This is a genomic window from Saliphagus sp. LR7 (genome assembly GCF_003344565.1).
In the GTDB taxonomy this organism is placed as follows: Archaea; Halobacteriota; Halobacteria; order Halobacteriales; family Natrialbaceae; genus Saliphagus; species Saliphagus infecundisoli.
Window position 1 is genome coordinate 1 of sequence record NZ_QPND01000028.1, and the last position, 20,906, is coordinate 20,906.

Here is a 20,906-nt window from a genome sequence, read left to right on the forward strand (position 1 = left end):
GTGGCTTGGCGTAGTGCATTCCTGAGGCGCGAAGTTTCCGAGCGAGATGCGTCGGGTGATAGCTGACGCCGTAGCGGTCTTCGATGAGTGTGTGAATTTCCCGTGGCGTCCACGGTTGGCCGTCTTCGAGGAGCTCACAGAACTCGTTCCACTGTGCTGGGGTAAGCTTCGGCGGCCGGCCGCCGCCGAAGCGTGGGCGAAGTCCCTTGATACCACCGTTGTTCCACGCGCGTGCCCAGCGACTACTCGTCGGTTGGGAGACGCCGACGGCTTCACCAGCTTGTTGCTGCGTTCGTCCGTCGTAGAAACTCTTCACGAAGCATAATCGTCGGACGAGACACGTCTCGTCCGCCTTCTGGGCCGCATCAATCGCCTGATCCAACTCTCCGTCCGACAGATGCTCAACGAGCTCAAACCGACGTGCTCCGTTCATTACGAAGAATACGCCATCTGCGTATTCATCCGTTGCGCTGATCACTCTTACTCGGGGACTTAGCTAAAGATGAATGCCTTGACGAGATGCCCGGTGTCCTCGCCGTGTTTGACCTCGATGAGGCACTGCATTATAGTTCGCTCTGTCGGTGGGAACAAAAGTACCGAATGAGTGAACTCTACCGTCTGCTCCGCGCTTCGGCGGAGTAGACGGCCTGGAGTGGTGAAGTTCCAATTGACGCAAGTGGTTTCCAACGCGACCAGACCAGCCTCAGTACCTCACAAAGCGCCGCCAGCTCATTCGGTCCGAGTTCACCAATCTGTCCTGATGAGCCGCCAATAGTGAGTGAACGAAGCCAAAAGGCTTGGGAGCTGTCGCTGTCGGCGGCGATCAGCCGCCGACGCGACAGCATTGCCACTGACGCGAAGGCATGCTCGACCGGTGACTGCCGGTGGAACCGGTCGTCAGGTGGCCGGTTCGCGTGGACGGCCCTCGCGATGCGTCGGGCCGTCCACGCGGCCCGCCGAATCGGGATGGGTTCGCCGATGACCGACCGGATGTGTGGCGAGCGCGCGTCGTACCGGCTGATGGGAACGATGGCGATGACATGACAATACGGCGGGTCGGACTTCTCGCCGCCCTGTCCAGTGACCCCAAGTCTCGTGTCAGGCTCCACGCGATAGGTTCGACGATGGACGCACTATTGACGTCTGTCGAACGTCTTCATGACAATGTCGCGTTCGATGGCCTCAGTCACGCGCTCGGTTTTACTGGTGCTTGAGAGGACGGCGTTGATTCCCACGTCTGAAACGAGTTTCTTCGAGAGGGTCTTTTCGAGGTGGACGAACGCTATCTGAACAGCATTCGAGAGGACAAGCGAATCCAGCGTCTCTTGACCGTGACGGAAATGGGATTGATACTACCGGCTCTAAGTCTTTCAAGATTCTCGGCACCACGTATTGCCGAGAGTCTTCACATAGTTACAGCCAGCAGTATGACGATGGTCCCCCCGATCACCGAAGGGTGATCGTTGACCGCGAGAATAACCCGAGACTGGAACCGTACCGTACGGTCGGGTTCAGTTTGCTGAATTGTCGGTCGAACGGTGACCGAGGGGATAGTCACCGACAGTGACGGGAAGTCGACCGGTCGTGGGGCTGCCGAAGATGACTTCGACAACCGCGTCGAGATGTACCATGCTTCCCTGGTACACACCGCCGTAGGCGGCGACGGCAGCAGGGGCTCGGTAAGAGGCGATATCGTATGGCAACTCTTGTGCGACAGCCACGAGTCGCGGCTCGCGTTCACTGAGTCGCTCCACTAGGGAAGCCTGTCCGGCCGGGAGGTCAGGCATCCCCCGACCCGAGTGAGTGAGGGCGACAACGCGGTCGGCCGCGTCCGCAAGCGCCTCGGCCGTCTGCACCGCCTCATCGGTCGGGTCTCGTGACGATGCCCGCCATGTAACGACCTCGCCAGCGGCCTCGTCGCGTATCGCCGCCGCGACGCGCGTAACTCCCTCGGTGACGCCGGCGACGAGCGTCGTCAGCGACGCTTCGGGGTCGAAAGGTATCACATCCTTGTTTCGAACGATCGTCACGCTCTCGCGTGCGATTCGAGCGGCCGTCTCCCGGTTGGTGGGGGTGCCGACGGCGGCCGTCGCGCTGAGCGGGTCGGGGACCTTCGAATCGTACCCGTTGAGGAGGCCCACTCGTCGCTTCGCGGCGAGGACACGTCGAACGGCCGCCTCAACCCGCTCGGGAGGAAGCTCTCCCGACCGAATTGCGCCGGCGAGTGCCTCGACTGTCTCGAGCTGCGCGTCGAACGCATCAGGACCTTTCGAGACGGCGAGGACGACGTCCGCGCCCGCTGCGATAGCCCGAACGGCTGCCTCCCCACGCCCCCATCCTGATGTGACGCCGTCCATGTCCATCGAGTCGGTGATGACGAGTCCATCATAACCCAGTTCCTCGCGGAGTAGATCGGTCAAGACGGCGGGCGAGAGCGTTGCAGGACGCTCGTCGTCGAAAGCCTCGGTGACCACGTGGGCAGTCATGATAGAGTCGACGCCTGCGTCGATGGCTCGTTCGAACGGCGGTAGGTGTATCTCCTTGAGCGTCATGGGGTCAGCGTCAACGACCGGGAGCCCGGTATGGGAGTCAACAGTCGTATCGCCGTGACCAGGGAAGTGTTTCGCAGTGGCCAAGATGCGGCTGGCCGCCCCTCCACTCTGGTACCCGTCGATGGCTGCCGTGACGAACTCCGCAACGTGATCTGGGCGTTCCCCGAACGACCGCACGCCGATGACGGGATTCTCCGCTGTCGTGTTCACGTCGGCGACCGGCGCAAAGTTCCAGTGAATTCCCATCGCGCGGAGTTCACGGGCCGTAACCGCCGCTGCGGTCTGCGCGTTCTCCGGGTCGCCGGTCGCCCCGAGCGCCATCGGGCGTGGGAACGCGGTCCCACCCTGACTTCCGTCAGCGGCGGTGGGTGGTGCGTCCCCGCTCATCAGAGGCATATTGCTGGTCGATCCGTCGTCGAAGTCACCAGCGACGAGCAATGGAAGTCCTGCACTCGACTCCGCCGCGTACTCTTGTAGTCGGTTCGTGAACGCGGTCATGTACGCAGGGTTGTTCGGCGTTCGGACGAGGGTCGACCCGACACCGTACTCGGTGAACAGTCGGTATTGCTCCCGTTCGCTCAGGAACTGCGGCAGCGACATCACGAGCTGTCCAGCTTGCTCGCGTCCTGAGAGGTCGGAAACGAGCTGTCCGATCGCGTCCGTCATCGGTAACCCTCCTCCTCCCGCTGTTTGCGGAGCGGTTCCTCGGACGAATCGCCGTCCAGTCGTTCCACGACAATGGTAACGAGCTCGTTCGGTACTTCATTGTATTTATCAAGTGTGCCCATCACGCTGACATAGAGCGGGTGGAGTAACGAGAACAGAGTTTCGTTGTGGATTTCGCGCTCGACCGCCACGGTGATCGGTGGGTAATCGTGCCCGAAAACACTTAGCATGAGTGAACTCATATGGTCGATGGAGCCGTTGTCATCCGTGTTCCGGACGTGACTGCCCGCGCCACGTTCTGAATGAGTTGGCACGAAGGCCTGCACCCAACCCCTAGATTTATCTATATTAGTCTGTAATGCCCGCAAAACAATCCGTCGAGTCTGATCGAGTAAACCACTGGTATGGTCCGCAATGTGCGAATTATCCATCATCGCTACCAGAATGGGGCCCGGCCTCGGTTAAATGTTCGTGGCACGGGGACACAGTTCATGGATAGTAAATTTCAGCCTACTCAGTACTCGCGATAGCCCGGATTATTGAAAGGCAATATCTCGGGGCGTTGTTCGCCCGCCGCGATCATCCGATCGGCGAGTCGTGCCATCAGATCGTCGGCCACCTCGCGGTACTCGGGGCGGCCAACAAGATTCACCCGTTCGGCTGGGTCCGCACGCAGGTCATAGAGGTATCGTTCGACGTAGATGTCACTCGACGGGTCATCCATCCCGCTGCGCCAACCGTTGAGTTCAGGAGCGGCGACGGCGTACTTCCAACGGTCGGTTCGAATCGCGCGCCCAATCTCCGACTCGCTGATCTGGACGAACGCCTCCTCCCGCCAGTCGGTCGTTTCCCCCTCGATCAGCGACAGGACGCTCCGTCCCTGCATCACGTCCGGAACCTCGATACCTGCCGCGTCGAGACAAGTTGGTGCGAGGTCGACCAGTTCGACTGGTTCCTCGACGACGCCGCCATCATCGAACCCGGGGCCGTCGACGATGAATGGTACTCGGATGCTTGACTCGTGGGCGCTGCGTTTGTACTCGCCGGGACGCGTCCAGAAGTGACAGCCATGGTCACTCGCGAACATGACGACAGTATTCTCCCGCTCATCAAGCCGGTCGAGCGTGTCGAACAGTCGCGCGAGATTCTCGTCGATGCGGCGGCAGATGCCGTAGTAGTCGGGGAGTTCGGCATACCAGTCACCCGGCCGCCCATGGAGGTCCGGAGGAATCCACGGGTCATCGTATCGGTCGGCATAGCCCTCGGGAGCAACGTACGTCTCCATGTCGTTTTGGTGATGTGGTTCGAGGTACGATAGAAAGCAGAAGAAGGGGTCGTCGAGCGAACTGATGGCCTCGAGCGTCTCAATGGCGTGGTCAGTGTAGGCGTCGACACGATACTGGTCCTCGAAGGTGACGCGCTCACCGTCGGCGTCGAATAGGTGGCCCTCGAACGGGTGGGAGGTAAACTCTGGGACGTCTGCAGCTATCCAGTGGTCGTAGCCGCCGCGCCGTTCAGGGGGGACAGGGTCCTTCTGTGTCCCTGCGAGATGCCACTTGCCAACATACGCCGTCTCGTACCCCTCTGTCGCGAACTGCCGGGCAAGCAGATGGTCAACATCCGGGAGCGACTCAGCATTGCGCCAGACGCCGTTTTCGGTAGCGTATTGGCCGGTCTGGAGACAACCTCGACACGGACCACAGAGCGGTTGCGAGGAGACGGCGTGCTCTGCGCGCGTCCCTCGATCGGCCATGGCATCGAGTGTTGGCGTGAGGTCCATCGGACTCCCGTAGGCACCGACTGTGTCCCACCGTTGCTGGTCGGTCAACACGACTAGAACGTTCGGCCGGTCGTCGATCTGTGTCGGCATGTCCGAACCGACTGTCCAGGCCGTAATAAGTGGTGGCACGCTGCTTGGGATCAAGCGCGAAGTGAAGCCATCCCCGTCCGGTGAGGGCCGGGTACGGGGCCGCGAGCCCGCAAGCAGCGACAAGGCTTTGCACTGCCTGCCGACACCGAGTCGGACTTAGAGATGGGAACCACTCGCGGCTCCGAGGACCGGTCTTGAGCGCGGATCCACGAGGTGGTCCGAGGAGTCGCCCTTGCGACGACTGGATGAATGGCCCGAGCGTGACGATTCCGAGGCACTACGGCCAAAGGTGGTGTTGAGAGGATACTTGACCTTCTGGGATATGTGTGTGAAGGCATCGCTCTCGTCCCCATCGTTAGCTGAAATTGAGTGAGTAAGACAACTTTTGGACATGGGAAGCTAAATATTCTAGAAGCGCGCAGAGACTGTATGCTCGACGGTGATTCCTCTTGTTGGGGGGGAAACACGGAATGAGGGTGACGGTGCGCGCGTCGAGAGTCGCGACGATGCCCCCGTATCGGAGCTAAACACTTCTCGAATGACACGGACTGGTGGCGACTCGTTTCTGATGGGAACCGATGACGTCGGTTTCGAGGATGATGGCGAGAGACCCGTTCGTGAGGTAAGTCTCGATGAGTTCTACGTCGGCCAACATGCTGTAACAAACGCGGAGTTCTACCAGTTCGTTACCGACACTGGATATACGACCGATGCCGAGCGCTACGGGTGGTCGTTCGTCTTCGAGGACCATCTCACGGACGGCGGCCACCAGCATACGTTCGACTCGGCCGGTCCGGCACCGTGGTGGGCAGCAGTTGAGGGCGCCTGCTGGTATCGGCCGTTCGGCCCGGATTCCGGCATTGAGGACCGTCTCGACCATCCCGTGGTTCACGTTTCTTGGAATGACGCTGTCGTCTACTGCAAGTGGGCAGGCACGCGGCTTCCGACCGAAGCTGAGTGGGAGTACGCCGCTCGCGGGGGACTCAGCCAGCGACGGTTCCCCTGGGACGACGACCTCACCCCTGACGGCGAACATCGCTGTAACATTTGGCAGGGCGAGTTTCCCGACCACAACACCGCCGCGGACGGCTACGATCACACCGCACCCGTCGACGCGTTCAAACCCAACGGCTATGGCCTCTACAACCCAGCGGGCAACGTTTGGGAGTGGACCGCCGACTGGTGGGCCGCCAACCACGAAGAAGGTCCTCTTGAGGACCCGACGGGTCCTGACGATGGGACGACGAAGGTGATCCGGGGCGGGTCACATCTCTGCCACCGATCTTACTGTAACCGATATCGTGTAGCTGCCCGAACCCAGAATACCCCCGACAGCACGACCAGCCACATCGGGTTTCGAATCGCCGGTGATCCATAACGATTAAAGATCTCACGAGTATCGCCTGGATCCGGTAGCTCAGACGGACTCATGTGAGTCAGTTTTAGAAGAAAACCGAACTAATGGGAAGATCCCTTTGGATCGGGCTTGTCCAGTCCGAGAGCCGGCTAGCTTTATAACTCCTTCGCAACGGTGTTAGTTCATGGACCGGCCCTTCGACCCGGCGGACCTGCCCGCCCCGCGTGACCTACCCCGGCAGTCCCTGCCAGACCCGCTAAAGATGTTCGACGGAACACCTATCGAGACTCCTGGCGACTGGAATGAGCGTCGCAGACCAGAGCTGAAACAGTTATTCGAGCATTACGTCTACGGCTACCGGCCACCGGCGCCCGAGATTGAGACTACTGTCGAGCGGACCGAGGAAGTGCTTGACGGCCAAGCGATACTGACCGAGATTGACATTGTCTTCACAGAGGTTCCGGCCGCCCCGTCGCCGCGGCTAGCGCTGTTCACTCCATCCGATGTCGACGCGCCGGTCCCGACAGTCCTCGCACTCAATAGCAGTGGCAACCACACGACCGTTGGGGACGACCGTGTAACCCTGACCGAGACCACGCGTCAGCGCGGCGGGACTCCGGATGAGAGAGGCAATCGGGCCGACTCCTGGTGTGTACCGTACCTTCTCTCGCGGGGGTACGGATTCGCAACCGCCCACTGTGAGGCGTTCTCGACAGACGAAGACCGAACGGGTGGTGTCCACCCCCACATCGAGACACCTGGGATCCCTGAGGGGCGCTGGGGGACGCTCGCAGCGTGGGCGTGGGGGCTCGAACGCTGTGTCACCGTCCTTGAAAGCGAGGAGCACGTGGACGGGACGGGAATCTGCTTGTCCGGACATTCCCGCCGGGGCAAGGCAGCCTTACTCGCCGCCGCGTTCGACGAGCGGGCCGCGATCGCAATCCCCCAGAAGTCGGGCACCGGAGGAACGGCGCTGTCCCGTGGTAACGATCAAGAGACCATCAGCCGGATCAATCAGTCGTTCCCCCACTGGTTTAACGGCCGATTCCCGGCATTCAGCGGCCGCACCGAACGGCTCCCAGTCGATCAGCATCTCCTGATCGCGCTGGTAGCGCCTCGTCCTGTGATCGACCTTGAGGGGATGCGCGACCACTGGGCCAATTTCGGACGTGCCCGAGACGCAATCCGAGCGGCGGCCCCGGCGTACGACCTCCTTGAGGGCGCTCCTTTCGCCGAGGACGGCGGGGAGGCTAGCGATGGTCGAGTCGAGGACGACGTGCCTCGGGGCGACCTCCTGCTGGAGAACGACCGGATCGGGGCGGAGACGTGCGGACGCCTCCTTCAGTACCGGCGTGACACAGGTCATACGATGGAACGTGGCTATTGGAGGGCTGCACTTGACTTCGCCGACTGCCACCTCCGCGAGTGACGACATGAACCGAGCAAAATTTGATGCCTGCCATGATCAACCTTGAATCAAAAGTCTTGTGGGACGGCTAGATCCCTACAACTCTGTTTAGTATTAAAAAACGCATTATCGCCTGTCGCTCATTGCTATACCGTGGCCTCACACCCATATGTTTGTAATGCGGTGGAGAATCTAACACGTAGGTTTGATGGATTCAATGAGGTGTGAGAACTCCCTTTCATGCCTGCAATAATCATTAGACATTTCGAGGGCTCCGGTCTTGAGTTACCGCGTTTCGGTCATGAAAGTCGTTGTTCATCTCTAAGCTATTCACGTGAGGTGTTTGTTTAGTATTCGGAAACGACCATCACTCAATCGAAATCGACTGCCATGATCGTGTCGCTGTCAACCCATGATTTTCATAGTCAGATGAGCGAAATGCATATAGATCACACGTTACACCGCCCGGTAAGAGACAAAGGAATTCAAACCCGTTTTGTATTTCCAAACAGTATGAGTCGTTTCAAGAAACTCGTCTCTGGAGTATCAACAAGGGTCGTTCTCTGTCCTCATTATGTAGGTCCATGTGGATGGATGTACGCCAACGAAAGAGGGTCAGAAAGGAGGTATCGATGATAGGGTCAGCGCGATCTCGTAGCCGTCAGCTACCGGTATTCGCGGGTGTCTCGGTTACCGATCTCCACGTTCGAACTACCCGAAGGTTTATCCGGCACGTTCCCTACCCATCACCGATGGAAGTACTTGTCACGATTCCCGACACTGATCTACGCGCGAGCTTTTTCCCGCCCGAACGCCGGGAGCGACTCGAGTCGTTCGGTACCGTCAAGTGGAATCCGAAGCCCGAACAGTTCACCCCGGAGGAACTCCAAGATCGGCTGACCGGTGCAGACGTGTGTGTGACGGGATGGGGAACAACAAAACTCGATGGAAGCGTCATTTCCGAGGCGGACAGCCTCGAATTAGTCACACACATCGGCGGGAGCGTCGCATCCATCGGATCCCATGCGCTCTATGATGCGGGCGTCACTGTCTGTAGCGCGAACGCAGTAATGGCGGAGTACGTCGCGGAGGGGATCCTTGGCTTCGTACTCGCTTCGCTCCGAGAGATCGCGTCATTCGACGCGACGCTAAAAGAGGGAGGATGGAAAGACGGCAGCAGACGACCGGAGTCGCTGTTCAACGCGACCGTCGGGTTCGTCGGTCTCGGTGCCGTCGGACGGACTCTCCTCAAACTGCTCGACCCGTTCGACGTCGATGTGTTGCTGTACGATCCGTACGTCTCAGATCGAGAGGTCACCGAGTTCGACGCCGTCGAGCGGACGGATCTGGAGGATGTTCTCGGGGCGGCCGACGTTACCTCCATTCACGCACCGAAGACGAGAGAGACGCTCCACATGCTCGATGCCGAGCGACTCGCGTGTATGCCGGATGGAGCTACCCTAATAAACGCCGCCCGCGGAGCGATCGTCGATCAGGACGCCCTGATAGACGAACTCCGTCGGGGACGGCTTTCGGCAGTGATCGACGTTTACGAGGAAGAGCCGCTCCCGAAGGACAGCCCGCTTCGGTCGTTCGAGAACGTGATTCTGTCTCCACACGTTGCGGGCCATCCATCCAGATACAGGATGCCGGACACGATCCTCGACGAGATCGAACGGTTCTCGGAGGGTCAGCCCCTCGAACACAGCATCTCCCGTGACCGATTCGAAGGAATGACCAACGACCAGCTGACCACCCGGGACGGAGCATAAACACATCAGAAGTCCGGAAATGGCGACCCGACTACCGAGAACGAAGACGATCGCTGATCGGGATTCTCGTCGGTCGACTGTTCAACGGCCGTCCTCTATCGACAGGAGCGGCGAGCGATCGACGGCCATCCGTGCCGTCTCTCGGGCCTCGTCTTCGTATTCGGAGAGTGGAACCATGCCATCGAATTCGGCTTCAAGATCAGCCAGCCGAAGGTCCTCGTCGAGCGATTCAATGACGAACAAGCCGTCATCAGGGTACGCGTGGATCATCACCGAGTCGCCGTACCTCTTCTGGAGTTCGCGAGCCCACTCGAACCCCCCGGTCATCGTGTAGGAATCACAATCAGTGTTGATCGACGCGAACGAAAATCGCGCAGTGCCACCCTGGAGGTCGACGTCCTCGGCTTTTGGCGTGTTCCAGCCCCCCGTTCGGGCGATTACGTCGCCGGTTGGCCGATACACGTGTGCTCCGTGTTTATCGCAGAGAGCTACGTGAAAGCCCTGGTATCGTGCCCAATCACGGAGGTTGCCGTCCGCAGACCCGAGCGTCGGGAAGAACACGAGGTCGGCCCCTTGTTGTGCCAAGTGCCGAGCGATCTCTGCGTACTGGGCGTCCCAGCAGATGAGAGCACCGACGGTCCCGAACTCCGTTTCCCAGACCGGGACGTTTTCGCCTGGTGTGAGGCCCGAGTTCACCTCCCCAGAAGTGGGGGCAACCTTCCGATAGACACCGACGACGTCGCCGTCACGGCCGATGAAGGCGACCGAATTGTGCAGGCTCTCGCCGTTTCGCTCGTACATCGGGAGCAGGACGTAGCTATCGAGTTCCCGTGCCATCCGTCCGACAGCCCGGGTCGCCGGTCCCGGAATCGGCTCCGCGACCGCCTCGAGTAGCCCGTCGCCCCGTGTTGCGTGGTGAAGGGTGAGTTCAGGAAAACAGACAAAATCCGGGTCGTACGTGGGTGCTTGATCGAGCAGTGTGAGGACGTTCTCGAGATTGATCGAAGTCCGCTTCTCGGGGTCGGCCTCGTCACTTGGGTTGTGGAGAGCGACGGAGAGGACTCGTGCATGGCGCATGCTACCATCTATTTCGATCTCCTACTTTACTGTATCGGGAGAGGCGGGAAACCGGACACGGAAATCACACGAGACCTTTCGGCGGTACACTTAGGGTAGGGGAGTTCATCCGGTTGGCCATGACTGACAGCACTTCCGAGGCCACCGACCGACCGAACATTGTAATGGTTCATCCACACAATTTGGGGCAACACCTCGGCTGTTACGGGTGGGACGTCGAGACGCCAAACGTGGACTCGATCGCAGACAAAGGGGTACGCTTCGAGAACTACTTCTGTACGGCTTCGCACTGCTCGCCGGCCCGAGGCAGCATATGGACAGGGAAGTATCCACACAGAAACGGCCTGATCGGATTGGCTCATCTCGGGTGGGAGCTGCACGACGACGAACGGACACTCGTCGCGGACCTCAACGAGGCAGGCTACTCGACGCATCTCTTCGGCTTACAACACGTCTCGTCGGATCCCACACGGCTCGGCTTCCAACACGTGAACGGTTCGACCCACGAGTTCAACGTCGACGAGCCGGCCGACGAAGTTGCTAGAGATGTCGAGTCGTTCCTCAGAGACGTCGAGCCGACCGACGAACCCTTCTTCGCATCGGTCGGCTTCTCGGAGGTGCATCGGGAACCTCTCGTCGAGCGGTGTCTCGACTGTGGGTGGACCTTTGATCTGCCTGGATATGACTCCGATGATCCGGAGACTGTGGAGCCGTTGCCGTACCTACCCGATCGCCCCGGTATTCGGGAGGACCTCTCGTACTTTCGAGGAATGGTCTACGCCATCGACGACGCGGTAGGCCGTATCGACGACGCCCTGGCCACTGAAGGGCTTAAGGAAGATACGATTTTGATCTTCACGACCGACCACGGCATCGGGTTCCCTCGGGCAATGGGAACCTGCTATGATCCGGGCGTTGAGACGGCACTGATCGCGCGCTGGCCAGCCCGTTTCGACGTCGGAACGACCCGCGAAGAACTCCTGAGCGCGGTCGACTTCCGACCCACCCTACTCGATGTCCTCGGAATCGACCGTCCGGCGGACGTCGACGGTCGAAGTTTCGCCCCGTTACTGACTAGTGGAGAGTACGAACCCCGTGATCGACTGTTTCTCGAGTTTACGTGGCACAGCAAGTACAACCCGATGCGGGCCGTTCGAACGGACCGATACAAGTACGTTCGAAACTTCGGCGATCTTCCACTTGTCTACATCCCCGCTCCCCTGTTTTCGAGCGCAGCGGGTAGGGAGGTCCGTGCCGAGTTCTATGGCAGCCAGCGTCCGGAGGAAGAGTTGTACGATCTCAGGTCAGACCCACATGAACGGGAGAATCTGGCCGAAGAGCCTGAGCATGCTGATCAACTGTCGACGTTGCGAGACGCGGTCGATCAGTGGATGGAAACCACTGACGACAGATTGTGCGAGGGGGCGTGGCCGCCATCGGCGATTCAAGAGGAACGGGTCTGGAAGTCGCCGTGGATTCCCCGCCACGACGGGCGTCACTGCTGATCGAGTTGTTTCCTTCGACCCCGATCGATTCCTGCCCGGTTACTCGATTCGTGTGAGCGCTTCCTGGGTCGTCTCCCGCAGTTCGGGCTCCAAACCGTCCTCGTCGAGGAGTTCAGACAGGGCCTGTTTGGCGGTCTCACCGCCAGCGTAGCCAAGCGCGATGACCGCGCTTGCGCGGACGAACATTTCTTTTGTGTCGAGACAACCGATCAGTGGGTCGATTACGGGTTCGACGGCATCAGAGTCTTCCTCTGCGACGTACGAAAGGAGGCCGGCGGCCGACCCCTGTACCGGTGGCGTTCCCTCTTGCAGGAGTGGGGCCAGATCGGTAATTTCGGCCGCAACTGCACTGGTCACCGCTTCGGGGGCGGTTCCTGCGACCAACCCGAGTGCCCGTGTCGCGCGGCTCCGGAGGGGAACGTCCGAGGAATCAAGCATATCGGCGAGTACCGGGATTGCCGGCTCAATGCGTGAAGGATCGGTTTCGGCGAGAGCGGCTAACGCGTTGACTAGTTCTCGGCAAACAGTTCGCCGATCGACGGTCTCGAGAATCTCGATCAGGTCCTCGGTATACGGGTAGATTTCGGCCGGGATTTCTCGGGTACTGTCGGCGACGAGCTCGGCCGCTACCAGCGGAGCGTCGATCGTGATTCCGGATCGGCTCCGAGTCCCCGGACCATCCATCGTAGGGGAGTACGTTCCGTCTGTCGAGCTTTCTGAGAGTTTGTCTGCATGCTTGAGCACTTCGAGGAGGGCAGGAAGCGAGGGGACGATCGCGTTCGGATCGACCTCCGCGACGTTTCGGAGTAAAACGATGATGTGGTCGTATTCGAAGTACGGTGGCTCGTCCGATGCAGGTTGAAGGTCCGATGCTACCGGAGCTATATGTTCGGGGTCATGTTCGGACATGTATGCGAGCGCCCAGACGGCGTGACGACGGGCAAACGGGGACTCTTTATGAAGAAGGGAGGTGAGTTGATCGACAGCGGGTTTGGCCCGTTCGGGATGACGGCTCGCGACCGACTCGACGATAGTCGCGGCAACCGTTCGGACATCATCGTTTTCATGAGCAAAAAGCGGGTCGATGGTGTTGAGTAATACGGACGCGAGCGACGGATCGGCCTCAACCTTCCGATCAAGGACGTCCACAAGCTGACGTCGTTCAGCGACGTCGGCTTGCTCGATGAGCGGAACGATTTCCTCGATACGAACGGTCTCAAGGTCGTCCTCTTCGAGTTGCTGGCCGTCATCGGGTTCGTTTGTGTCGGTCATGTTCCGCGTATTGGCGATTGACTGTGGTCAATCTGTGGATTCCACGCCTGTTCTCGGATTGTGCGAACTGGATAGGGATTGTTGCGCTCGCCATCATCCCACTCATTTAATCGAGCCGGCCGAGGATCCAGTAACCAACGTGAACAATCACAGCCAGTCCCATAAGAATGGCTGAGAGTGCACCCGCAAGGCCTGCCTCAATCGACATCCCACCGAGTTCCAACAGGAGCCCGAACAGAAGGATGCTCACCGCGAAGGCGAAGAACAGGACCGTCTTGGGTGCGGACTCAATTCGATCGGCCACCGTTTCGACTCTGCCCATAGACATGCTATCTCACGGTTTCTCACTCGGGGTTAATAGCCTTTTCCACGCTTGATCTCTCGTTTCGGGGGAGTTTAGTGATTGAACGCCGAACGACCAGGTAATGAAAGAGCAATTCTGGCAGATACTGTGTGATTCGCTGCCGTTCTTTTCGCTCCTGTTTACCGCCAACGTGGTGTTTCTCGTTTTGCTAGGCTTGTCGTGGGCGTTCACGACTCCGACCGCCGAAACGACCTACGTTTCCGTCCTCGCTCTCGGTCCAATTATCGTTTCACTCCTGCTCTCGATCTATATTATCAGGCGGTGTCGGGCCTGATGCGGCCCGCTGCACGTGTCAATCCCCGAGACGGCCGGGGGGCTGACAGAGGTTTACTCAGACGACGGATGGCGTGATAACAAGTTCCGGGAGTAAATTATCTCACAGATAAGTTTATGAATCTGTAGTACGCTCGTTCGATCGGACTCTGTGAGATGACACGTAATACCAAATCACATAACGGCTCGAGCGATAGTACCGGTTCAATTTCTCGCCGCCGACTCCTCGAGATCGCGGGAACTGGATCAGCAGCAGGGTTAGCTGGCTGTGTCGGTGGAGAAGACGGGGAGGACGCTACCGGAGTTGGCAACGGGAACGGCAATGGCAACGGCAACGGCAACGGCAATGGCAACGGCAACGGCAATGGCAACGGCAACGGCAACGGCAATGGCAACGGCAACGGCAATGGCAACGGCAACGGGAACGAAAGCGGCGGCAACGGAGGATCGGGCGGTCAGTGGTGGATCAGTCGAGTGTCCACGAATCCGGCGGACATCGACTTCAATCAATACCGTTCGAACTCCGACTGGTACGTCAGCTCGCTCATCCATGGGTTCGGTGCGAAGCTCTGCCGACGGCCTCCACTAACCTGGGTGCCGGTCCTGTTCAAAAACTGGTCGTTGGACGGGACGACGTACACGTTCGAGTTGAACGAGAATTTCACGTGGCACGACGGCGAGCCGGTCACTGCAGAAGACATCCGCTTCAATTACGAGTTCGTCTCCGACCAGCGAATGGCGACGGGGAAACACCGACCCGCTCTCGACTACACTGCCGAGGGAGAGGAGGGATGGCCGACTGCCCCTGACGACTACACCCTCGAGTTCGAACTATCTGAGGAAGCGAATCCTGACGTCATTCTTAACGATTTCCTCGGTGAACCATACTGGTATCCGCCACAGGTGTACGGGGAATATAACGAACGATTGGCCGACGCCTCCAGCGACGAGGAGGTCGAAAACATCCGCGTCGAACTCGCCGACGAGGTTACGTTCGACAGCCCCATCGGATTTGGTCCGTTAAAGTACGTCAGTCACAACAATCAGGAGATCGAGATGGAGTTCTTCGACGACTATCCATGGGAGGACGTCCAGCAGCAACTCGTCGATGCGCTCGGCGCGGACAACATGGAATCGGATCCGACCGGATGGGGCGCGCCGAACTTCGAGGGCATTCGTGCGAAACACGTTAACGACGACAACGCGATGGAGCAGGAGATCCGGTCGGGAAGCATTGACGGCGGCGTTTCCCCTTACATCGAGTCCAGCCAACTCCCCGACGGGATGTCCACGCCGTTGTTGCCGATCCTGCACGGCCACGGCGTTCACTTCAACTTCTTCGACTGGGGCCCCGAACCGGGCGATCCACTGCTCCAGGACGTCAACGTTCGGAAAGCCCTGAGCCACTCCATCGACAGAATGGCTTCCGGCATCCAGTACGCACAGGGCGTTGAGGACGCCACTCTCGACGAACTCATGACGGGGTTGCTTCTGGACCAAGAAGACGAGTGGCTCAGCGATGACTTCAAGAGCCAACTCGACAGCTACGAGCACGATTACGACGCTGCCGCGGAATACTTCGAGGCGGCCGACTTCACGATGAACGGGGGGACGTGGCAGACTCCCGACGGCGAGGAATGGCGTCCTGTGATGAAGACCGGTTCGGGGGTCACGAACTACGTGAACGCCTTCGAGGTCATCAGTTCGAACCTCGACGAGGCGGGCGTCAACGTACAGGTGGAACTTGAGGAGAACAGTACGTTCTTCAGCCTCGGCGATCACGAATCAGGAATGGACATCACTTCGACGTACTGGGGTGGTGCAGCGAGTCACCCGTATCACGCGTTCTTCTGGACGTATCTTCGTAACACCGAGACGCCCGACGGCGGGAGCGAACCCGACAACTATCTCCCGGGGAATGCGACGGAAGGTGAGGAAGAAGTCATGGAGGTCCCTCCCGTTGGCGAACCCGATGGCGACCGGTCGCTGACGGTAGACCCCGAAGCGCGTCTCTCGGAACTCCGAGGAAATCTCGAGGACGAGGCCCAACAGGAGATCATCAACGAGTTGGCGTGGGCGACGAACTGGTGGGTCCCGAAAATCACGTGCAACGAGAACTTCCTTGTCGGCGCAATGAATACAAACGGATGGCAGATGCCTGACCCCAACAACGCTCCCGAAATGGGAATCAATCCTCATTACAACATGCCGTTTCACTTCGGCTTGATTCGATCGGAAGAATAAGGATCGAACGACCGTAAACGGACATCCAGGGAGTAGAAATCCTTATAGGGTTGGGGTAAGATGCTTCGGGTATCGTATATGCGGTCTTTGATAACGAATCGGATGGATACGACTCTGCTCACCGGCCCCGTGGTGAGTTCACATCCTGCACAGCGCTCATCAATGAAACCGACCACCCCATAGAGATCATGGCCAACACTAGGTATTTCCTCAGTCGAGTTGCACAGGCGCTCATTACTTTCATAAGCGTGCTTACCCTCACGTTCGCGTTGATCAGACTCATGCCCGGTGGGCCGGCTGCACTCATCAGGGCACAACTCGAGACGAGCGGTCAATCGTTTACCGAAGAAGAGATCAACAATCAGGTCGAGTTGTACACACAAATAAATCCTGAAACGCCGATTCCACAGGCATACGTCGAATACGTAACGTCCGTACTAACGGGCAATCTCGGCGAGTCGATCTGGTATAGCCGGTCAGTGATGGAGATTCTGGCGGACGCGATGCCGTGGACAATATTCCTCTCTGCGGTGTCGTTACTGTTCATTTATGCCATCGGGGTCGCCCTCGGTGCCGCGATGGCGTACGTCGAAGGCTCGAAGTTCGACTTCAGCTCGTCACTCGTGTCGGTCGTGATTACGTCGGTCCCGTTCTACGTCATCGCGATCATTTTGCTTTGGTTCGGTGGATACGAGTGGGGACTCTTTCCGACCGGTGGACGGGTGAGCCAGGACGTTGCGCCGGGACTCACGATCGGCTTCATCGGGAGCATCCTCTATCACGCCGCGATGCCGCTTGCCGCGCTGATAATCGCCGGGTTCGGCGGTCGAGCGCTGGCTATGCGTGGAAACAGCATTCAGGTGCTCGGCAACGATTACCTCCGTGTCGCACGGCTTCGTGGTCTCTCCGAACGACGGATCTCGCTCAAATACGTCGGCCGAAACGCGATCCTTCCAATGTACACGAGCATCATGATCTCGATCGGGTCCCTCTTCGGGGGATCGATAATCCTTGAGCAGATATTCTCGTATCCTGGTGCCGGATACTACGTGCTCAATGCGCTCAATGCACGCGATTACCCGTTATTGATGGGGGGGTTTCTGTTCATCACCCTTGGCGTCGTCGTCGGCGTGTTCATCGCCGACCTGACGTATGGACTCGTTGATCCACGTACCGGATCGGGGGCTGATCGTGAGTCCTTCTAACGTTGAGGAGGAGGAGGTCGTCTCTGACCCTCAATCCACCTTCAACGTCACCGCCGACGCCGACATCAGCCGAAAGGAGCGCCTCCTGATCTTCCTCGACGAGTCAATACTCGCCCCCACCAAGATCCTGTGGAAAGACTACCGTGCGCGCATCGGGACCGCGATCCTCCTCGTCTACCTGTTGGCCGGTACCGTCGGCGTCCGGCTTGTCGATCAGCCGCGAGCGAGCGACGGACCGCTCCTACAGCCGCCGTTTCAGGATACGGCGTTCATACTGGGGACCGACCAGGTCGGAAAAGGGATCTTCGCCTCGTTGATCCACTCGACGCCGCCGATCCTGAAGATGATGTTCGCAGGAGCCGTTTTCTCGACCGCGATGGCGGTCGTCTGGGGCGTCGTTTCGGGATACAAAGGAGGAACGTGGGATCGACTGATGATGACGGTCGCAGACATCGTCATGACGATCCCGGGTTTGCCGGTGATCGTCGTTCTCGCTGCGGTCATCACCCCGGAGAACCCCTATTTCATTGGGCTGTTGCTCTCGATATCGAGTTGGGCCGGGTTCTCGCGGTCGCTACGGTCACAGGTATTGACACTCCGACAGGAGTCGTACGTCGAGGCGTCCAGAATTCTCGGCATGCGAAATCGGACCATCATGTTCAAGGACATTCTCCCGAACCTCATGCCGCTCATCATGGTTCATTTCGTCACCGGAGCCCGGGGCGTCATCTTTCGGGCCATCGGCCTGTATTTCATCGGCGTTCTCCCGTTCGATTCCGTGAACTGGGGCGTGATGATGAACCTCGCCTACCAGGACGGCGCCATCTTCGACCCGGGCAAATACCACTGGTTCATCGCGCCGACGGTAACCGTGTTACTGCTCTCGCTTGGGTTGATCTTGTTCGGGCAGGGGATGGACCGCATCTTCAACCCGCGAATAAGGGCGAAACACGCAAAGCACACCTCGGATCAAAACACGGAGGAACTCTAACATGAATACACAAACCGTTCACCACAGCACGCTCACGATCGGGTGGGACCGGGAGGAACGATAGTATGAGTACACATAACACGTTCACGAGCGCGACGAACCAGGATGAATCACCCATCCTTGAGGTGCGCGAGACGTCCGTCGTGTTCGATATGGATCGCGGCGAGTCGAGAGTACTCGATGGGGTCGACCTGGACATCCATCGCGAGGAGGTGATCGGTATCGTCGGGGAAAGTGGATCGGGAAAATCCATGTTTGCCTCGGCGCTGCTCGATGCGGTCGTAGACCCTGGCGTCCTGACTGGCGAGATAACATACTATCCCGAGCCCGATCAGCCGGTGAGCTTGCTTGATCTCTCGAAGGACGAGCTTCGTCGAACCCGCTGGGAGGAGATCTCGATGGTGTTCCAGGGTGCGATGTCCTCATTCAACCCCACGGACTCCATTCGGGGTCACTTCGAAGAGACGATCGACGCGCACAACGAGAACTTCCAGGAGGGGATGGCGCGGGCACACGAACTCCTCTCGGACCTGTATCTCGATCCTGATCGGGTCCTCGATTCTTACCCGCACGAACTCTCAGGCGGGATGAAACAGCGGGCACTCATCGCGCTCGCGATGGTTCTTCAGCCGAAAGTCCTTGTGATGGACGAGCCGACGGCGGCGCTGGATCTTCTGATGCAGCGATCGATCCTTCGGATGCTTCGCGAGGTCAAAGAGAAGTACGAGATCACGATGGTGTTCATCACGCACGATCTCCCGCTGGTCGCGAGCCTCGCCGATCGCATGGTCGTGATGTACGCCTTCGAGTTCGTCGAACGCGGATCGAAAGAGGAAGTCCTCTCGAACGCCGCCCATCCCTACACGCGAGCGTTGCTCAATGCGACACCGAGCCTGGGTATCGATCCCGACGAGATGAATCCGATCGAGGGAGCGAGTCCGGATCCCGTAGACGTCCCCAGTGGCTGTTCGTACCATCCGCGCTGTCCCCTTGCCGATGAGCTCTGTGTTCAGGAGGACCCCCAGTATCAGACAGTCACCGATAGCCACGAGGTCACGTGTTTCCACTGGGAGGAGGCAGCGGATGCCGTCGAATACGCGCTCCCCGAGGTGAGAGACGAATGAGCCGACGGGACGAAGAGCCGGTCATTTCAATCGAGGATGTCGAAGTCCACTTTGAGAGCAGTTCGAGTCTCTTTAACAACCTGTTCGGCGAACCGGATACCGTTCGTGCAGTCGATGGTGTATCGCTACAGATCCCCGAACGTGAGGTCATCGCACTGGTCGGCGAGAGCGGATGCGGGAAGACGACGCTCGGCAAGACCGTGATCGGCGCTCAACGACCGACCGGGGGGAGCGTGAAGTATCGCGGACAGGACATCTGGGACGCCAAAGACAGGACGGGAACCGTCGAAATTCCCCATACCGAGATCCGGCAAGCGCTCCAGATCATCCATCAGGATCCTGGGAGTTCACTGAACCCGAACCGGAAGGTAATCAAGACCCTCGAGGCGCCGCTGAAACGCCACAAGAAGGACCTCAACGTCCGGGATCGTCGGGCTCGTATCTTCGGGATGCTCGATACCGTCGGGATGGCCCCGGCCGAAGACTACGCACAGCGCTATCCCCATCAGCTTTCCGGCGGTGAGAAACAGCGTGTCGCCCTTATCCGGGCGTTGTTGATGAATCCCGACCTCATCCTCGCCGACGAGGCGATCTCGGCGCTCGACGTCTCGTTGCGCATCGAGATGATGGACCTCTTCTTGGAACTGCGGGACATGTTCGATACGTCGTTCGTATTCATCAGCCACGACCTCTCGAACGCCTGGTATCTGACCGAAAAGGCGGACGGCCTCATCGGGATCATGTATCTGGGCAACCTCGTCGAGATCGGACCCGCTCGCGAGATCCTCGAGAACCCACAGCACCCCTACACGAAGGCGCTCATGTGGGCGACACCAGACCTCTCCCTCCGCGATGACGCCGACGACATGCCCCTCCGTGAGATCGACGTTCCTGATCCAGTAGATCCGCCGAGCGGCTGTCGGTTCCACACCCGGTGTCCCGAGGCCCGCGAAGTCTGTACAGGGGAGATTCCCCCCCTCGATACCGTGAACGAGGACGGAGCTATCAGACATAAAGCGGCGTGTTACCGGATTTACGACGATCACGAGTACTGGCACAGCGACACACTGTCGGACAATCCTCTCGGATCGGAGGGGTCGGATGCGACGGCCGGAACGAGCGATTAATGCAGGGTTCTGTTCCGTTTCCGTCACTCTCGTCCCTACTTAGAGGTGAACCAGTGCTATCGAATCAGTGTCAGACATGTTCATGGAACGACCGCACGT

17 protein-coding genes and 1 pseudogene are annotated in these 20,906 nt (G+C 59.1%); 11 read left to right on the top strand and 7 right to left on the bottom strand.

What is annotated here, in order from left to right:
• Nucleotides 1-478 (bottom strand): helix-turn-helix domain-containing protein (locus tag DVH23_RS20650; protein WP_157972534.1); only part of this gene is annotated, 478 nt, incomplete at its 3' end.
• Between the two features lie 23 nt (nucleotides 479-501).
• Between DVH23_RS20650 and DVH23_RS20655 the strand changes: the two are divergent.
• A pseudogene (locus DVH23_RS20655) lies at nucleotides 502-735 on the top strand (IS5/IS1182 family transposase); the annotation flags it as partial.
• Between the two features lie 39 nt (nucleotides 736-774).
• Nucleotides 775-1,044 (top strand): hypothetical protein, encoded by a 270-nt coding sequence (locus tag DVH23_RS24420; RefSeq protein WP_198668037.1) that lies wholly within the window; start codon nucleotides 775-777, stop codon nucleotides 1,042-1,044.
• Between the two features lie 467 nt (nucleotides 1,045-1,511).
• Here DVH23_RS24420 and DVH23_RS20660 read toward each other — a convergent pair whose 3' ends face one another.
• The 3 genes from DVH23_RS20660 to DVH23_RS20670 all read right to left on the bottom strand — a co-directional run bounded on the left by DVH23_RS20660 (nucleotide 1,512) and on the right by DVH23_RS20670 (nucleotide 5,088).
• Nucleotides 1,512-3,218 (bottom strand): glycoside hydrolase family 3 protein, encoded by a 1,707-nt coding sequence (locus DVH23_RS20660; RefSeq protein ID WP_114579270.1) that lies wholly within the window; start codon nucleotides 3,216-3,218, stop codon nucleotides 1,512-1,514.
• The gene (locus DVH23_RS23865; protein WP_157972535.1) at nucleotides 3,215-3,409 is read right to left on the bottom strand and encodes a hypothetical protein; all 195 of its coding nucleotides are present in this window, start codon (nucleotides 3,407-3,409) and stop codon (nucleotides 3,215-3,217) included. Before DVH23_RS23865 ends, DVH23_RS20660 begins: the two co-directional genes overlap by 4 nt.
• A gap of 323 nt (nucleotides 3,410-3,732) precedes the next feature.
• Nucleotides 3,733-5,088 (bottom strand): sulfatase-like hydrolase/transferase, encoded by a 1,356-nt coding sequence (locus tag DVH23_RS20670; protein WP_114579272.1) that lies wholly within the window; start codon nucleotides 5,086-5,088, stop codon nucleotides 3,733-3,735.
• A 439-nt stretch (nucleotides 5,089-5,527) separates the two neighbouring features.
• On the opposite strand from DVH23_RS20670, the gene DVH23_RS20675 reads away from it, so the two are divergent.
• The 3 genes from DVH23_RS20675 (at nucleotide 5,528) to DVH23_RS20685 (ending at nucleotide 9,625) form a co-directional block, all read left to right on the top strand.
• Nucleotides 5,528-6,466 carry a formylglycine-generating enzyme family protein gene (locus DVH23_RS20675; protein WP_394342649.1) on the top strand — a complete coding sequence of 313 codons (939 nt, stop codon included), beginning with the start codon at nucleotides 5,528-5,530 and terminating at the stop codon, nucleotides 6,464-6,466.
• A gap of 163 nt (nucleotides 6,467-6,629) precedes the next feature.
• Nucleotides 6,630-7,874: an acetylxylan esterase gene (locus DVH23_RS20680; RefSeq protein ID WP_114579274.1), complete on the top strand. Its 1,245-nt coding sequence runs from the start codon at nucleotides 6,630-6,632 to the stop codon at nucleotides 7,872-7,874.
• Nucleotides 7,875-8,605: 731 nt separating this feature from the next.
• Nucleotides 8,606-9,625 carry a hydroxyacid dehydrogenase gene (locus tag DVH23_RS20685; protein WP_157972536.1) on the top strand — a complete coding sequence of 340 codons (1,020 nt, stop codon included), beginning with the start codon at nucleotides 8,606-8,608 and terminating at the stop codon, nucleotides 9,623-9,625.
• Nucleotides 9,626-9,706: 81 nt separating this feature from the next.
• On the opposite strand, the gene DVH23_RS20690 is transcribed toward DVH23_RS20685, so the two are convergent.
• Nucleotides 9,707-10,702 carry a carbon-nitrogen hydrolase family protein gene (locus tag DVH23_RS20690; RefSeq protein ID WP_114579276.1) on the bottom strand — a complete coding sequence of 332 codons (996 nt, stop codon included), beginning with the start codon at nucleotides 10,700-10,702 and terminating at the stop codon, nucleotides 9,707-9,709.
• On the opposite strand from DVH23_RS20690, the gene DVH23_RS20695 reads away from it, so the two are divergent.
• The gene (locus DVH23_RS20695; RefSeq protein WP_342764199.1) at nucleotides 10,690-12,207 is read left to right on the top strand and encodes a sulfatase; all 1,518 of its coding nucleotides are present in this window, start codon (nucleotides 10,690-10,692) and stop codon (nucleotides 12,205-12,207) included. The two genes, DVH23_RS20690 and DVH23_RS20695, sit on opposite strands and share 13 nt — an antisense overlap.
• Nucleotides 12,208-12,246: 39 nt before the next feature.
• Here the strand turns inward: DVH23_RS20695 and DVH23_RS20700 are convergent, their stop codons facing one another.
• Both DVH23_RS20700 and DVH23_RS20705 read right to left on the bottom strand, forming a co-directional pair.
• Complete coding sequence (locus DVH23_RS20700; protein ID WP_114579278.1) at nucleotides 12,247-13,479, bottom strand: HEAT repeat domain-containing protein; 1,233 nt, start codon at nucleotides 13,477-13,479, stop codon at nucleotides 12,247-12,249.
• Between the two features lie 106 nt (nucleotides 13,480-13,585).
• Nucleotides 13,586-13,801 (bottom strand): hypothetical protein, encoded by a 216-nt coding sequence (locus tag DVH23_RS20705; protein ID WP_157972537.1) that lies wholly within the window; start codon nucleotides 13,799-13,801, stop codon nucleotides 13,586-13,588.
• A 471-nt stretch (nucleotides 13,802-14,272) separates the two neighbouring features.
• Here DVH23_RS20705 and DVH23_RS20715 point away from each other — a divergent pair, with 471 nt between their 5' ends.
• The 5 genes from DVH23_RS20715 (at nucleotide 14,273) to DVH23_RS25170 (ending at nucleotide 20,807) form a co-directional block, all read left to right on the top strand.
• Nucleotides 14,273-16,360, top strand: a complete 2,088-nt coding sequence (locus DVH23_RS20715; RefSeq protein ID WP_114579281.1) for an ABC transporter substrate-binding protein — start codon at nucleotides 14,273-14,275, stop codon at nucleotides 16,358-16,360.
• A gap of 188 nt (nucleotides 16,361-16,548) precedes the next feature.
• On the top strand, nucleotides 16,549-17,565 hold the full coding sequence (locus tag DVH23_RS20720; protein ID WP_114579282.1) for an ABC transporter permease: 1,017 nt from the start codon (nucleotides 16,549-16,551) through the stop codon (nucleotides 17,563-17,565).
• A complete protein-coding gene (locus DVH23_RS20725; protein WP_157972540.1) occupies nucleotides 17,552-18,556 on the top strand; it encodes an ABC transporter permease in 1,005 nt (334 codons plus the stop codon). Before DVH23_RS20720 ends, DVH23_RS20725 begins: the two co-directional genes overlap by 14 nt.
• Nucleotides 18,557-18,621: 65 nt before the next feature.
• Complete coding sequence (locus tag DVH23_RS25165) at nucleotides 18,622-19,680, top strand: ABC transporter ATP-binding protein (protein WP_114579284.1); 1,059 nt, start codon at nucleotides 18,622-18,624, stop codon at nucleotides 19,678-19,680.
• Nucleotides 19,677-20,807, top strand: coding sequence for an ABC transporter ATP-binding protein (locus DVH23_RS25170; RefSeq protein WP_114579285.1), 1,131 nt, complete (start codon nucleotides 19,677-19,679; stop codon nucleotides 20,805-20,807). The genes DVH23_RS25165 and DVH23_RS25170 overlap by 4 nt, the downstream gene beginning before the upstream one ends.
• Nucleotides 20,808-20,906: the final 99 nt, after the last annotated feature.